At 70.4% G+C, this 14,749-nt stretch carries 11 protein-coding genes; 3 read left to right on the top strand and 8 right to left on the bottom strand.

Annotated features, from left to right (window positions below):
• Positions 1-89 precede the first annotated feature (89 nt).
• The 3 genes from PKF00_RS26405 to PKF00_RS26395 all read right to left on the bottom strand — a co-directional run bounded on the left by PKF00_RS26405 (position 90) and on the right by PKF00_RS26395 (position 3,629).
• The gene (locus PKF00_RS26405; RefSeq protein ID WP_271220330.1) at positions 90-1,031 is read right to left on the bottom strand and encodes a YihY/virulence factor BrkB family protein; all 942 of its coding nucleotides are present in this window, start codon (positions 1,029-1,031) and stop codon (positions 90-92) included.
• Positions 1,032-1,296: 265 nt separating this feature from the next.
• On the bottom strand, positions 1,297-2,301 hold the full coding sequence (trpS, locus tag PKF00_RS26400; RefSeq protein ID WP_271220329.1) for a tryptophan--tRNA ligase: 1,005 nt from the start codon (positions 2,299-2,301) through the stop codon (positions 1,297-1,299).
• Between the two features lie 14 nt (positions 2,302-2,315).
• Positions 2,316-3,629 (bottom strand): hemolysin family protein, encoded by a 1,314-nt coding sequence (locus PKF00_RS26395; protein WP_271220328.1) that lies wholly within the window; start codon positions 3,627-3,629, stop codon positions 2,316-2,318.
• A gap of 122 nt (positions 3,630-3,751) precedes the next feature.
• On the opposite strand from PKF00_RS26395, the gene galE reads away from it, so the two are divergent.
• Positions 3,752-4,723, top strand: coding sequence for a UDP-glucose 4-epimerase GalE (galE, locus tag PKF00_RS26390; RefSeq protein ID WP_271220327.1), 972 nt, complete (start codon positions 3,752-3,754; stop codon positions 4,721-4,723).
• Positions 4,724-4,839: 116 nt separating this feature from the next.
• On the opposite strand, the gene PKF00_RS26385 is transcribed toward galE, so the two are convergent.
• The 3 genes from PKF00_RS26385 to PKF00_RS26375 form a co-directional block, all read right to left on the bottom strand.
• Positions 4,840-5,694 carry a hypothetical protein gene (locus tag PKF00_RS26385; protein WP_271220326.1) on the bottom strand — a complete coding sequence of 285 codons (855 nt, stop codon included), beginning with the start codon at positions 5,692-5,694 and terminating at the stop codon, positions 4,840-4,842.
• Positions 5,695-5,937: 243 nt separating this feature from the next.
• Positions 5,938-6,915 (bottom strand): malate dehydrogenase, encoded by a 978-nt coding sequence (locus PKF00_RS26380; RefSeq protein WP_271220325.1) that lies wholly within the window; start codon positions 6,913-6,915, stop codon positions 5,938-5,940.
• A 41-nt stretch (positions 6,916-6,956) separates the two neighbouring features.
• The gene (locus tag PKF00_RS26375) at positions 6,957-8,414 is read right to left on the bottom strand and encodes an MDR family MFS transporter (RefSeq protein ID WP_271220324.1); all 1,458 of its coding nucleotides are present in this window, start codon (positions 8,412-8,414) and stop codon (positions 6,957-6,959) included.
• 55 nt (positions 8,415-8,469) lie between these two features.
• Between PKF00_RS26375 and PKF00_RS26370 the strand changes: the two genes are divergently transcribed.
• Entirely contained in the window at positions 8,470-9,042 is a 573-nt protein-coding gene (locus PKF00_RS26370; RefSeq protein ID WP_271220323.1) for a PadR family transcriptional regulator, read from the top strand.
• Positions 9,043-9,066: 24 nt separating this feature from the next.
• Here PKF00_RS26370 and PKF00_RS26365 read toward each other — a convergent pair whose 3' ends face one another.
• Positions 9,067-11,361 (bottom strand): protein kinase domain-containing protein, encoded by a 2,295-nt coding sequence (locus PKF00_RS26365; RefSeq protein ID WP_271220335.1) that lies wholly within the window; start codon positions 11,359-11,361, stop codon positions 9,067-9,069.
• A 285-nt stretch (positions 11,362-11,646) separates the two neighbouring features.
• On the opposite strand from PKF00_RS26365, the gene PKF00_RS26360 reads away from it, so the two are divergent.
• Positions 11,647-13,215, top strand: coding sequence for a sigma factor-like helix-turn-helix DNA-binding protein (locus PKF00_RS26360; RefSeq protein WP_271220322.1), 1,569 nt, complete (start codon positions 11,647-11,649; stop codon positions 13,213-13,215).
• 269 nt (positions 13,216-13,484) lie between these two features.
• Here PKF00_RS26360 and PKF00_RS26355 read toward each other — a convergent pair whose 3' ends face one another.
• Positions 13,485-14,699 carry an NADP-dependent isocitrate dehydrogenase gene (locus PKF00_RS26355; RefSeq protein ID WP_271220321.1) on the bottom strand — a complete coding sequence of 405 codons (1,215 nt, stop codon included), beginning with the start codon at positions 14,697-14,699 and terminating at the stop codon, positions 13,485-13,487.
• Between the last annotated feature and the right edge of the window lie 50 nt (positions 14,700-14,749).

Here is a 14,749-nt window from a genome sequence, read left to right as displayed (position 1 = left end):
GCCCATAACTCCGTTATGAGCTCCTCCTCCGCCTTGCGGTGCATCCGCCTGGCCGATCCTCGCTACGGCGAAGATCCACAAAACAGGCCCTAGAGCTCCTCCGGCGGGACGCCCATCGCCGGGATGGGGGTCGGCTCCGGCGGCGGGCCGAGCGTGGCGGTCTCCGTCCAGGCCGCGGCGTAGAGGATCACCCTGGCGGAGAGGTTGATCCAGACCAGCAGGCCGACCATCACCGCGAACACCCCGTAGATGGGGTTGTTGAGCGTCCGCGACAGGATCAGCGTGGCGAGCTGCTTGAGAAGGCCGAAGCCGACCGCGCCCAGCAGCGCGCCGCGCAGCACCACCTTGAGCGGCTGCCTCGACCGGCCCATCCAGCGCAGGACGATCAGGAAGACGACGGTGTCGGCCAGCAGGCTGACCGCCAGGCCGAGGAACCAGAGCCACCAGACTCCCGCGGGCGAGCTGGTCAGCCCCAGTTCCTCCGCGACGAGCCCGCCCGCCTGGGTGGCGAAACCGCCGACCAGCACGGAGGCGATCATCGTGAGGCCCACCAGGATCAGGGCCGCCAGATCCCTGAGCTTGGCGAGGAAGAAGTTGAGCGGCTGCTCGGTGGTCATGGAGATCTCGCGGAGCGCGCCGCGCAGGGCGTCGATCGCGCCGAGCCCGGCGTAGAGCAGGCCGAGCAGACCGATGACCCCCGCGCTGGCCCTGGAGTCGGCGATCTGCTGGATCGGGAGCTGGTCGGCCAGGCCGGGGAGATACTGGTCGATGGCGCGTTGCAGCGTCTTGACGGCGTCGGGCCGCACGGACAGGAAGTAGCCGAAGACCGCGAAGGCCAGCGCGATGATCGGGAAGAACGACAGGAAGGCGAAGTAGGTCACCGCTCCGGCCAGCCGGTCGCCGAACTGGATCTGGTAGCGCTGCACCGTCCTGATCAGGTGGTCGAGCCAGAGCCATCTGACCCGTTCTGAGGCGATCTTCGTCCTGCCCCACTGACGGACCGCGACGATCCGTTCCTGCACGCTTGTCACGCGCGTCACCTACCCAAATACCGCCGGGCCGTACGCGGGAGAGGCGGACACTCCCCGAATACCGCCAGAACGTAGGTGAGAGCAGGTCAAAGCAAGTGAAAGACACAGGCGCATCACAGTCGCCGGGCCACGCCGGACACGGGCGTCCGTGGGCCGTCGGCCTCCGCGCGGGACGCGCGGGCGCACGACGGCCGCCAGACCGCGAGCGGGCGGCGGCCGGCGCGCCGGGGACGGACGGCGGCCCACCGCGCCGTGGGCGGAGAGGTCACACGGTGGGCAGGAAACCCGCCCTGTCGCGCACCTTGGCCATGGTCTCCGCGGCCACCGAGCGGGCCCGCTCCGCGCCGATGGCGAGCATCCGGTCGAGCTCGGTCTCGTCGGCCAGCAGCTTCTCCGTCCGCTCCCTGATCGGGGTGAAGACCTCCACCACGGCCTCGGCGACCTCCTTCTTGAAGGTGCCGTAGCCCTGCCCGGCGTAGCGGGCCTCGAGCTCGGGGATCGGCGTGCCGGTCAGGGCCGACTGGATGCGCAGCAGATTGGTCACGCCGGGCTTGTTCTCGTCGTCGGCGAGGACCTCGGAGCCGGTGTCGGTGACCGCGCGCATGACCTTCTTGCGGAGCGGCCCCGGCTGCTCCAGCAGGTCCAGGATGCCCGCGGGCGAGGAGGAGGACTTGGACATCTTCGCCGTGGGGTCCTGAAGGTCGGTGATCTTCTCGACCTCCTTGACGATGTGCGGCTTGGGCAGCGTGAAGGTCTCGCCGAAGCGGTGGTTGAAGCGCTGCGCGAGGTCACGGGTCAGCTCGAGGTGCTGCTTCTGGTCCGCCCCGACCGGAACCTGGTCGGCCTGGTAGAGCAGGATGTCGGCCGCCTGCAGGATCGGGTAGGTGAACAACCCGACGGTGGTCGAGCCCTCGCCGTATTTGGCCGACTTGTCCTTGAACTGCGTCATCCGGCCCGCCTCGCCCATGCCGGTGAGGCAGATCAGCACCCAGGCCAGCTCGCTGTGCTCGCGGACGTGGCTCTGCACGAAGACCGTGGACCGCTCCGGGTCGAGGCCTGCGGCGAACAGCTGGGCGGCGGCGATCCTGGAGCGCCTGCGCAGCGCCTCCGGCTGGTAGTCCACCGTGATCGCGTGCAGGTCGACGACGCAGTAGAAGGCGTCGTAGCCCTCCTGCATGGCGACGTACTGCCGCACGGCACCGAGATAGTTGCCCAGGTGGAAGGAGTCTGCGGTGGGCTGGATTCCGGAAAGGACACGGGGACTGGCCATAGCACGTAATTGTGTCAGCTGTCGGGAGTGTTCGGTGCCTCCGGCACGGACGCACGGCGTTTTATCCGGACTCTGGAGACTCTGCGGCCGTCCATTCCGGTGACGGACAACTCGAACCCCGGGATCTCCACCCGCTCCCCCATCGTCGGCAGGTGGCCCAGGGCGGCCATGACGAACCCGGCGAGGGTCTCGTAGGGGCCCTCGGGCAGCCGGATGCCGCTCTCGCCCGCCACGACGTCGAGGTTGGCCAGGCCGTCGAGCTCCACCTCCCCCGCGGGCAGCACGACCTGCTTGTCCATGACGTCGTGCTCATCGCGGATGTCGCCGACGAGCTCCTCCACGAGGTCCTCCAGCGTGACGATGCCCGCGGTGCCGCCGTACTCGTCGACGACGATCGCCAGGTGGTGGCCCTCCCCCCGCATCTCCGACAGCGTGGCGAGCACCCGTTTCGTGGTGGGGACCAGCTTGACCGGGCGGATCGGCACCAGGTCGCTGATCGGCTCGATGGACCCGGTCAGCACCGGGTCGAGCAGGTCCCTGATGTGGATGAAGCCCACGATGTCGTCGTAGGAGTCGCGGTAGACGGGGAAGCGGGAGTGCGGCATCGCCGCGGCCAGCACCGCGGCCTCGGCGAGCGGGGTGTCGGCGGCCATGAACTCCACCTCGGTGCGCGGCAGCATCACCTCGCGGAGCTGGCGCTTGCCCGCGGCGAACACCTCGGCGATCAGGTGACGTTCGTCCGCGGTGAGCTCCTGGTGGCCGACCACCATGTCGCGCAGTTCCTCGGTCGTGATCTCCTCACGGTCGGCCTCGGGGTCGCCGCCGAGCAGCTTGACCACGCCGTCGGTCGACTTCGACAGCGCCCAGATGACAGGGCGCGACAGCGCGGCCATCCGGTCCAGGAACGGCGCGACCAGCAACGAGAGCCCCTCGGCGCGCTGCAGGGCGATCCGCTTGGGCACCAGCTCGCCCAGCACCAGGGAGACGTAGGAGATCGCCAGCGTCACCAGCACCAGGGCGAGCGGCGCGGCGACCGCCTGGGGCACCCCCCAGCCCGTCACGATCGGCAGGAGGTCCCTGGCGAGGGTGTCGGCGCCGAAGGCCGCCGACAGCATGGTCGCCACGGTCACGCCGATCTGGACGGCGGACAGGAAGCGGTTGGGGTCGTGGGCGAGCTTGGCGGCCTTGGCCCCCCTGCGCCCCCGGGTGGCGAGCCTGCGCACCTGGCTCTCCCTGAGGGAGACCATCGCCATCTCGGCGGCGGCGAAGAACCCGCCGATCAGGATGAAGAGCAGGACCAGGGCGGCGTTCGCCAGGACGCTGTTCACGAGATTGTCTCCGTCATGGCCGCCGCCCGTTCCGACTGTGGCCGATATTTGATGTGCAAGCATATGCTGGCACCGGCCTTACAAAAATAAACACATTCAGACATCATCAAACAGGAGGCTCCGTGAAGCTGCTGGTCACCGGTGGCGCCGGATACATCGGGAGCGTCGTGGCGGCGCAACTCGTCGAAGCGGGTCACGAGGTCACCGTGCTGGACGACCTCTCCACGGGGCACGCGGACGCGGTCCCGGCGGGCGCGCGCTTCGTCGAAGGGTCGATCACCGAGGTCGCCGACGCGCTGACCGGCACTCTGGCGGACATGGACGGGGTGCTGCACTTCGCGGCGAAGTCCCTGGTCGGCGAGTCCGTCGAGAAGCCCGGCCTGTACTGGGAGCACAACCTGGGCGGCACCCTGGCCCTGCTCGACGCCATGCGGGCCGCCGGAGTCGGCCGGATCGTCTTCTCCTCCACCGCCGCCACGTACGGCGAGCCGGAACGCTCCCCGGTGCTGGAGACCGACCCCACCCGGCCGACCAACCCCTACGGCGCCTCCAAACTCGCGGTCGACACCGCGCTGACCGCGTTCGCCGGACTGTACGGCCTGGCGGCGGTGAGCCTGCGCTACTTCAACGTGGGCGGCGCCTACACGGCCGGAGACGGACGGGTCTACCGTGAGCGACACACCGTGGAGACCCACCTGATCCCTAATGTCCTCGCCGTCGCGCTCGGCGGGCGCGAGTCGGTCAGCCTGTTCGGCACTGACTACCCCACCCCTGACGGAACATGCGTGCGCGACTACATCCATGTCGCCGATCTCGCGAGGGCGCACCTGCTGGCACTCGAGGCCTGCTCGCCCGGCGAGCACAGGATCTACAACCTGGGCAACGGCAACGGCTTCTCCGTGCGCGAGGTCCTGGACGTCTGCCGGGAGGTCACCGGGCACGAGATCCCGGCCGTCGTACGCGAGCGCAGAGCCGGGGACCCCGCGGTGCTGGTCGCCTCCTCGGACAAGATCCAGCGGGAGCTCGGCTGGAAGCCGGAGCACCTCTCCGTGCGAGAGATCGTCACCGACGCCTGGGCCGCTCTGCGGCGCTGACCTGCCTTGTTCTCTTCATCTCTCTGTTCGTTCGGTTCTCTTTGCGGGTTCTCTTTGTTCGCGCGGAGGGGGGCGGGCAGACCAAGACCCCACGCCCCTGCTCCAGAAACCAGGTCCTAGCGCAAGCTGATGCGGGCCATGTTGTTGGCAGGGCGGCGGTCGCCCACGTGAGTCGAGTAGACCGTCGCCTTCGCCCTGGGCGCCCTCCGGTGGGCGCGGAAGGCGAGCCTGAGGCTGACCTGCCTGCCCGAGCCGACCGCGCGCAGCGCGCAGCCGACGTAGCCCCCGTAGGAGTGGCACCGCGCTCCCTTCGCCGACAGGAAGCGTGCCTTGACGGTGCGCAGGAAGACCGCGGCGTCCCTGACCACCCTGGGGCCCCGGTTGCGGACCACGGCGTCCATCGTCACCAGGCGGCCCGCCCGCGTCTTGCGCGACAGCCGGACCGCCAGGTCGGCGCCCTCGTCCACCGGAGTCGTGAGCCAGGCGGAGTTGTTCTCCTCCTGGCTGTCGACCACCTCGGAGGAGAGCGTCGCGGTCGCGACGAGCGGGCCTCGCGCGCCTGACCTGACGATGCCGTTGATGGTCACCCCGCCGTCGGTCCCGGCCAGGACGTCCCGCTGCGAGGCGCAGACCACCTCGCCGGCCGCCCTGCCGGGCAGGCACTCGGCGACGTTGACGCCGAGGATGTCGACCCCGTGGGGCAGCCTGACGACGAGCAACGGCAGCACCGCGTCCTCGGGTCCGGCGTTGTGCACCTCGACCCGGTAGGTCAGCGGCTGTCCCGGCTGTGCGATCGCCGGCGAGCTCTCCAACCGCACCGACAGGTCCGCGCCATGCCGTCTCCCCTCCGCCTCCTCGCCCTCCGCCGTCCCCGCCCGCGCCGCCCCCGGCGCTCCGGCGAGGACGAACCCGGCGAAGGAAAAACTGACAATTCCGGCGACGAACCGCGCCGCCCCCTGCGCTGTGAACACCGATCCCCCGAACATCAGTGGTCATTCAACGCCGAGACACCCTCCCGGGGCATGATGACACGCCGCCCGTCCGCCCTCCGGAACATGAACCGGTTCACCCCCGGAGACGCGAAAAGGGGCTCCGGCGGACCGGAACCCCTTCTCACATGGTCTTCCGAGCTTCCCGCCTGTCCGCGCGGAATCTCTCACGGACGCGGGAGGGCAGCTCGCGGGCTCGGACGAGGCCGAGGACCGTTCGCGGGCTCAGATGAGGCCGAGCTCGCGGACGGCGGTGCGCTCCTCCTCGAGCTCGCGCACCGAGGCGTCGATGCGCTCGCGGGAGAAGGCGTCGATCTCCAGGCCCTGGATGATCTCCCACTTGCCGTCGCGCGAGGCGACGGGGAAGGAGGAGATGATGCCCTCGGGCACGCCGTACGAGCCGTCGGAGGGGATCGCGGCGGAGGTCCACTCGGTGCCGTTGACCCAGTCGAAGACGTGGTCGATCGCGGCGTTCGCGGCGGAGGCCGCCGAGGAGGCGCCCCTGGCCTCGATGATCGCGGCGCCGCGCTTGGCGACGGTCGGGATGAAGGTGTCGCGCAGCCAGGCCTCGTCCACCTGCTCAGCGGCGATCTTGCCGCCGACCTCGGCGTGGAACAGGTCGGGGTACTGCGTGGCGGAGTGGTTGCCCCAGATCGTCATCTTCTTGATCTCGGTGACCGGGACCTGCAGCTTGGCGGCGAGCTGGGACAGCGCGCGGTTGTGGTCGAGACGGGTCATCGCGGTGAAGCGCTCCGCCGGGACGTCCGGGGCGTGCTGCTGGGCGATGAGGGCGTTGGTGTTCGCCGGGTTGCCCACGACCAGGACGCGGATGTCGTCGGCCGCGTTGTCGTTGATGGCCTTGCCCTGCGGGCCGAAGATGCCGCCGTTGGCCTGCAGCAGGTCGCCGCGCTCCATGCCGGCGGTGCGCGGGCGGGCGCCGACCAGCAGCGCGACGCTGGCGCCGTCGAAGGCCTTGTTGGCGTCGTCGGTGACCTCGATGCCGCTCAGCAGCGGGAACGCGCAGTCGTCGAGCTCCATCGCGGTGCCCGCCGCCGCCTTGACCGCCTGCGGGATCTCCAGCAGGCTCAGCTTGACCGGGACGTCTGCGCCCAGCAACTGGCCCGACGCGATGCGGAACAGCAGCGCGTAGCCGATCTGACCGGCGGCGCCGGTGACGGTGACCTTTACGGGAGTCTGGGCCATGACCTTCCCCCACTCGAAGGATGAATTGTGACGCTCGGATGTTACCCGTCCAGCGTCGCCGACCTCTCGGCGAGTGCCTTGATCCGGCCTCCGGGCAGCGCGAGCAGCGCGATCAGCGCGACGAGCGCCCCGCAGACGGCGAGCCAGGGGACGACGCTCGCGGTCGCGGCGGCGTGCGCGGCCCGCAGTCCGTGGACGGGCGCCTCCTGCGTGACGACGGAGGCGTAGAGGGTCCCGGCGAGGGCCAGGGCGACCGAGCCGCCGATCTGCCGGAAGAAGGTCAGGTTCGCGCTGGCGGTGCCGATGAAGCGGGGCGGGACCGCGTACTGGACCGCCACGGTGAGGCCGGACAGCATCGGCCCCATGCCGAGGCCGAGGAGCGCCATCCACCCGGCGAGGGCGAGCCCCGAGGTCTCGATCGTGAGCCCGCCGCACAGCAGCGCTCCGGCCGCGATGAGGAACGCCCCGGTGATCAGCCACGGCTTGTACCGCATGCTCACGGATATGAGCGCGCCGGTGGCGGCGCTGCCCGCGACCATCCCGAGCATGAGCGGGTAGATGCGCAGACCTGACTCGGTCGCGCTGAGCCCCATGGCCTCCTGGAAGTAACGCGGCAGGAAGACCACTCCGGCGTACAGGCAGGCCGCGGTGAAGAACGAGGCCGCGTTCGCCAGGGTGTAGGTCCGGACGCGGAACAGCTCCAGGGGGATGATCGGCTGCGCCGCTCCGCGCTCGACGAGGACGAACAGGGCCAGCAGCAGGGCGGAGGCCACGATGGGCCACAGCACGGGCCCGCTGCTCCAGGTGTGGCCGTCCAGCCCCTTCTCGGTGAGCCCGACGAGCAGCGTGCCGATCGCCGCGCTGAAGACGGCGATGCCGAGGTAGTCGGGCCGGGCGCCGCGCCCCTGGCCCGCCACGTGCGGCAGCCGGGCCACGATGATCGCGACGAGGGCGACCCCGATGGGGAGGTTGACCAGGAACGCCCAGCGCCAGCTGGCCTGGTCGGTGAAGACGCCGCCGAGGAAGGGTCCGGCGATGTAGCTCAGCGCCATCACTCCGCCCAGCGCGCCCTGGACCTTGCCGCTCTTGCCCGGCGGGAACAGGTCGGCCACCAGCGCCAGGGAGAGCGGCAGCAACGCTCCCGCCCCCAGGCCCTGCAGCGCGCGGAAGGCGATGAGCTGGCCCATGTTCTGCGCCGCCCCGCACAGGACCGAGCCGAGCAGGAACACCACGACGCCGATCAGCAGCAGCGGCTTGCGGCCGTAGGTGTCCGACAGCCTGCCGTACAGGGGGACGGTGATCGTCGAGGTCAGCAGGTAGGCCGTCACGACCCAGGTGTACAGGTCCGTGCCGCCGAGCTCCTGGGTGATCCGGGGCAGGGCCGTGCCGACGATCGTCTGGTCGAGCATGGCCAGAAACATCCCGCCGAGTACGGCGAGCAACAGCAGCCCGTTCCTGGGACGGGTCTCCGCAGGAGGCTTCAATACGTCAGTAGACACATGTGGATATTGACGTGTCACTTCTTACATGTCAATCCATAGCTATGATGGGGAGATGTCTCTTCGGATCGCGCTTCTGGGCCTGCTGACGGCCGCGGGCCCCGCCAGTGGCTATGACCTGACGAAGCTCTTCGAGAGCTCGATCAGCAACGCGTGGCAGGCCCGGCACAGCCAGATCTATCCGGAGCTGAACAAGATGGCCGCCGACGGCCTGGTCACGGTCGAGGAGGAGGGGCCTCGCGGCCGGAAGACCTACACGATCACCGAGGAGGGCTCGGCGGAACTGCGCGCGTGGCTGCTGGCGAAGGGGCCGTCGCGCCTGTACCGCAGCGAGGGCGCGCTCAGGGCGTTCCTGCTGCCCACCCTGGAACCGCACGAGGCCGCGGCGCTGCTGCGCACCGAGGCGGAGGCCTACTCCCTCAGGCTGGCCGAGCTCGAGGCCATCTGCGCGGCGAAGTCCGCGTGGAGGGAGCCCCGCTTCGGGGAGTACGCCCTGGACCTGGGCATCCGCCAGACACGGCTGATGCGCGACTGGGCCGAGGAGACCGCGGCCGTGATGGAGAAGGCCGCGGCCGCGGGCGAGAAGGACTCACCGCCGAACGCGGAGAGCTCGGGCGGGGAAGGCTAGGGCGAGGAGGCCGAGGGCGTTCTCCTAGCCGCACCCTGCCATGATCGGAGGGTTGTCCTCCCGGGTGGGGAAGTCGACCTTGGAGAAGTGCCTGTCGAGCAGCCTGGTCACCGTGCCGTCCCGGTAGAGGCCCACGATCGCGCCCTGCACGGCCTTGCAGGCGCGGCTGTCACCCTTCTTGACCGCCACCGCGTAGCGCTCGTCGGTGACCTTCAGACCGACCACCTTGTAGCGGATGGGCGCCCTGTCGGCGTAGCCCGCCAGCACCAGGTCGTCGCCGGGGACGGCGTCGACCTTGCCGGCCAGTATCAGGTCCATGCACTGGGTGTAGTTGTCGGCGGGAACCAGGTCGAGGCTGCCCACCCTCGCCTGCAGGACGGCGACGGAGGAACTGCCCAGCGGCTGGCAGATCCGCTTGCCCTCCAGGTCGGCGAGGGAGGCGATCGAGGAGCCGCTCTTGACGAGCACGTCGACGTGGGCCACGTAGTACGGCCCGGCGAACGTGACGTCGTCCGTCCTGTTGATCGAGTAGGTCGAGACGACCAGGTCGAGGTCGCCCGAGGCCAGCAGCCTCGGCCGCTCCTGCCTGCTCGTGGCCCGGAAGGTCACCCCGCTCGCGGGCACCCCCAGCTTCTTGGCGATCTCGGTCGCCAGGTCGACCTCGAACCCCTTCCACGTGCCGCCGTCGTTCAGCGCGACGCCGGGCAGGAAGTCGCGCAGGCCGATGGTGAGCTTGTGGGTGGCCGCCGCCTTGTCGACGATCGAGGAGAACGCGCCCGGGGACGACGAGGCGGGGGGCGGGGTCGGGGTCGGGCTGACCTTCGTCTCCGCGCCGATCGTGGGACGCCAGCCCGTGAAGTACACGGCCGCGCCCGCGCCCACGACCAGCAGGACGGCCACGGCCGCCGCGATCCAGCGACCTCTGTGCGAGCGCCCTGGCGGGCTCGGCTCCGCCGCCTGGCCGGGAAGCGTCGACTGCCAGCTCGGCGGGGGCACGTCCGGCTGACGCGGACTGTGGAACTGGGACGGGACGTGCTCGCCGTGGACCGGGACCGACGGGTGCTCACGGTAGGCCGGGGACGAGACGTGCTCGCCGTAGGCGGGAGGCTGCGCGCGTTCGCCGTAGGCCGGGGGGCGAGACCGGGGCGGGGCGTGCCCCTGGGACGACGGCTCGGTCAGGGCGGGAGGCTCGACGCCACCGAGAGGGAAGCGCCCGACGCGATCCGAGACGTGGCCGGGAGAGGCGTGCTCGGCGTGGCCCTGGGCCGGGCCCTGCCGGTCGTCCGCGGGCGACGACGGGCGCTGGACGCCCCCGGGAGAGGAGGCCCGCTCGCCGTACCCGGGGCGCTGCGCGCGACCTTCCGTGAACGGCGGGGGCGGCGGCGACGGATCGGTCCGGGCGGGCGGGCCCGAGAGGGCTCCCGGCATCCTGATCGGGCTGGTGGCGTCGTCCGGGCCGGCGATCTGCGCCCCCTGGTTGAGCACGGCGGGCGAGGCGCTCACGCTCTCGGGATGGCCGAGCAGCCGCAGCAGGATCTGGTCGGCCGAGGGGCGCTCCCCCTGTGCCTTGGACAGCGCGGAACGGACCACCCCGCGCAGCGGCTCCGGCATGACGTCGACGTCGACGTCGTGGTTGAGGATGCGGTTCAGCACCACCGCGATCGAGCCGCCCTCGAACACGGTCTCCCCGGTGGCGGCGAACGCCATGGTCGCCCCCCAGGCGAAGACGTCCGTGTGGGGACCGACGTCCGCGCCGGAGATCTGCTCCGGCGCCATGTAGGCGGGGGTGCCGATGGCCCGGCTGGTGATCGTGCCGGTCGAGTCGAGGATGCGGGCGATGCCGAAGTCCACGACCCGGGGGCCGTCGGCGGCGATGAGCACGTTGTCCGGTTTGAAGTCGCGGTGCACGATCGCGGCCTGGTGGATGGCGGTGAGCGCGGTGGCCGTGCCGATCGCCAGGCGCTGCAGCGCCTCGCCGCGGAGCGGGCCCTCCGCCTCGACGACCTCCCGCAGCGACCTGCCCTCGATGTACTCGCTCGCGATGTAGGGGGTGTCGCCCTCGAGGTCGACGTCGACCACGCCCGCCGTGCAGAAGGAGGCGACCCGCTGCGCCGCCCGCGCCTCCCTGGCGAACCTGGATCTGGCGATCGCGTCACCGGAGAACTTCACGTGCAGCAGCTTGATCGCCGCCCGTTTCCCCTCGGTGTTCTCCCCCAGGTAGACGATCCCCTGGCCGCCCTCGCCGATCCGGCCGACGATGCGGAACTGCCCGAGCTGCCTCGGCTCCCCCGCCTCCAGCGGCGCGATCTGCGGCATCATCGTCCTCACGATCCGGTGACTCCCCGACGAGCCAAACTTTACGACCCCTTGGCTCCATGTCCGCCGCGATACGCTCAGACTCCTCGCCGCGTCGTGTCCCGGACGACCCGTCCCGTACGGCCCGCACCCCTGCCGTAGTGCCCCTAAACCGGGAGCGACCGGACACACCGACCACCCGATTGGCGACAAATCACCTCAAGATGGCGCTCCACGCGCTTAGATCGCTACCGTTGACCGTTCCCTCGATCAACCCGGATCCCTCAGTCACGCCGGAGCCAATCCCCAATGCGCCGATACACCGGTTATCGCGACTTCGTCCAGCGCGATCAACGTTCCCTCGTCGGCACGGCCCTCCTCCTCACCGGCAGCCACGAGCACGCCCTCCGGCTCGTCCTGTGGTCCCTGCGCTCCGTCGGGCTGAGCTGGCCTCCCACCCTCTGGGAGAACCCCACCACCCACGCCCAGATCACGATGTACCGCCGCCATCTGCGGCGGCCCGCCTCGACCGGGGCCACCGCGCTGCTGCGACTCCCCCCGCGACGACGGGTGCTCGTGGTCGCCTGCCTGCACGACGGCAGGACGCGCGAGGAGATGGCGACCGTCCTCGGCCTCCCCCTCGAGACCGTGGAGTCGGAGATCACCGAGGCGGTGGCCGCGCTCAGCAAGGGCGACGCGAAGCGCCTGGCCACGAGGTTGGCCGCGCTCGCGGACGAGGCGTCCGTTCCCGACCTCAGCGTCAGGGCCGTGCGGGCCCTGCGGCGTCGCCGTACCAGGGGAACCCTCCTGACCGCGGTCACGGCGCTCGTCCCGATCGGTCTCGTCGCCGCCTTCACCCTGCTCCAGCAGGGACAGGTGTGGAACTCCGCGCTCGGCGAGCGGAACCAGCCCCCCTCGACCAGGACGACGGACGGCCCGGACACCCCTCGGGCGCTCGCGAGCCCGGGGCCCGGCTCGGGCCCCGAACCGTGGCAGACTCCCCGCACCTCCTTCACGATCCGCTACGCCGTGCCGGGCAAGTGCCCGGACGACGGGGCGTCGACCGACGGCAAGCCCGCGCCCTCGCGGGCGGGGAAGGTCACCTGCGCGGGATGGACGCTGAAGCTGGCGGGCGGCGACGAGGGTCGTCCCGCGCTCGAGTCGGTCGAGTGCGAGCGTCCGGGACACTGCGAGTCCACGGTGAACGTCCCCGACGCGGCACAGCACCTGGCGCACGGCGACGACTGGAGCTACTGGCGTCTCACGCCCGCCATCAGCAGGGACGGGCGGCGCATCGCCTACCTCAGCGCGGCCGAGGGCAGGTACGTCGCCCACGACCTGCGAAGCGGCGAGAAGCGGTACCTGTCGCCCGCCCTGGTCCCCGGCGACACCGAGACGGGCACCCGGGTGAGCGTCTCCCCCGACGGCCGGCTGTTCACCGTCGAGCTCGGCGCTCGGAGGCTGCGGACCGACTTCGCGACCGGCGGCGTGACCTCCCTGCCCCCCGGGCACGCGACGGCCGTCGAGCGGTCGGCGGACTGGCTGCGCCAGAACTACCAGGTCTGGCGGGACTCCCCCAGCGGCAGGTACTCGGCCGCGGTCAAGCCGGCGAAGGACGGCAGCGACAGCCTGCACGTCATCGACGCCAGGACCCGGCAGGTCTTCCGGGACCTGCGGCTCCCCTCGCTGGGAGACCCGACCGCCGCAGAGGTCGTCGGCTGGCTGAACGCCCGCGAGGTCGTCGTCAGGCTGACGGACAAGGCGGCGGGGGACCTTCTCGGCTTCTTCAGGGTCGACGCCGTCAACGGGCGGATGCACCGGGTCCCCGGCCTGCCCGACGGGGAGTCGATCGTGCTCGGCGACCTGACCTCGTCCTGACCGTTCCCCGGCGGCTCCCCGATAGCGCGACACTGTCTCGGCAGGCTCCGGCAGTGTCTCGGTCAGTGCCCCCGCCAGCGCCCCTGCCACTGCTCATGGCCATGCCGTACGGGCGGAGCACCGGAAGCGCCGTCACGGGCCCCAGAAGAGGCTGTGAGGGGCGAAGGAGGCCCGTACCCGGGGAAACCGGCAACAGCTGCCCGGAAAGGCCATTAAGGGCCGGAAAACCGAAAAGGGCCGCCCCAGGGGCGACCCTTTCGCGATGCCGACTAGGCCATCTTCTTCTTGAGGTTCTCGTCCAGGGCCGCCAGGAAGTCCTGGGTGGTCAGCCACTTGGCGTCGCCGCCGACGAGCAGGGCGAGGTCCTTGGTCATCTGACCGCCCTCGACGGTCTCGACGCAGACCTGCTCCAGCTTCTCGGCGAAGTCGATCACCGCGGGGGTGTTGTCGAGCTTGCCGCGGTGGGCGAGGCCCCGGGTCCACGCGAAGATCGAGGCGATCGGGTTGGTGGAGGTGGGGTTGCCCTTCTGGTGCTCACGGTAGTGACGGGTCACGGTGCCGTGGGCGGCCTCGGCCTCGACGGTCTGGCCGTCGGGGGTCAGCAGGACCGAGGTCATCAGGCCGAGCGAGCCGAAGCCCTGCGCGACGGTGTCCGACTGGACGTCGCCGTCGTAGTTCTTGCAGGCCCAGACGTAGCCGCCCTCCCACTTGAGCGCCGCGGCGACCATGTCGTCGATCAGGCGGTGCTCGTAGGTGATGCCGGCGGCCTCGAACTCGGCCTTGAACTCGGTCTCGTAGACCTCGGCGAAGATGTCCTTGAAGCGGCCGTCGTAGGCCTTCAGGATCGTGTTCTTCGTGGAGAGGTAGACCGGGTAGTTGCGGGCCAGGCCGTACCGCATGGACGCCCGCGCGAAGTCGCGGATCGACTCGTCCAGGTTGTACATGGCCAGCGCGACGCCGCCGCCCGGGAAGTCGTAGACGTCGAGCTCGATCGGCTCCGAGCCGTCCTTCGGGGTGTAGGTGAGGGTCAGCGTGCCCTCGCCGGGGACCTTCAGGTCGGTGGCGCGGTACTGGTCGCCGAAGGCGTGACGGCCGACGACGATCGGCTTGGTCCAGCCGGGGACGAGCCTCGGCACGTTGGACATGATGATCGGCTCACGGAAGATGACGCCGCCGAGGATGTTGCGGATGGTCCCGTTCGGGGACTTCCACATCTTCTTGAGGCCGAACTCCTCGACCCGCGCCTCGTCCGGGGTGATCGTGGCACACTTGACGCCGACGCCGTACTGCTTGATCGCGTTGGCGGCGTCGATCGTCACCTGGTCGTCGGTCGCGTCACGGTGTTCGATCCCGAGGTCGTAGTACTTCAGGTCGACGTCCAGGTAGGGAAGGATCAGCTGGTCCTTGATGAACTGCCAGATGATCCGGGTCATCTCGTCGCCGTCGAGCTCGACGACGGGACCCTCTACCTTGATCTTGGGCATGCGTGTGGTTCCCCTTCTGAACTAACACTGGCCAGACAGACCTTGAGGCT

It is taken from the genome of Streptosporangium carneum (assembly GCF_027922005.1).
GTDB lineage: Bacteria > Actinomycetota > Actinomycetes > Streptosporangiales > Streptosporangiaceae > Streptosporangium > Streptosporangium carneum.
Note: the sequence above shows the minus strand (reverse complement) of the source record. Positions and strands in the feature narration are given on the sequence as shown.

What these genes read in the sequence shown, in the direction of transcription:
- PKF00_RS26370 (WP_271220323.1), top strand. Translation starts at nt 8,470, where the DNA reads ATGTCTCTTCGGATCGCGCTTCTGGGCCTGCTGACGGCCGCGGGCCCC.
- PKF00_RS26355 (WP_271220321.1), bottom strand. Translation starts at nt 14,699, where the DNA reads ATGCCCAAGATCAAGGTAGAGGGTCCCGTCGTCGAGCTCGACGGCGAC.
- PKF00_RS26365 (WP_271220335.1), bottom strand. Translation starts at nt 11,361, where the DNA reads ATGATGCCGCAGATCGCGCCGCTGGAGGCGGGGGAGCCGAGGCAGCTC.
- trpS (WP_271220329.1), bottom strand. Translation starts at nt 2,301, where the DNA reads ATGGCCAGTCCCCGTGTCCTTTCCGGAATCCAGCCCACCGCAGACTCC.
- PKF00_RS26380 (WP_271220325.1), bottom strand. Translation starts at nt 6,915, where the DNA reads ATGGCCCAGACTCCCGTAAAGGTCACCGTCACCGGCGCCGCCGGTCAG.
- PKF00_RS26360 (WP_271220322.1), top strand. Translation starts at nt 11,647, where the DNA reads ATGCGCCGATACACCGGTTATCGCGACTTCGTCCAGCGCGATCAACGT.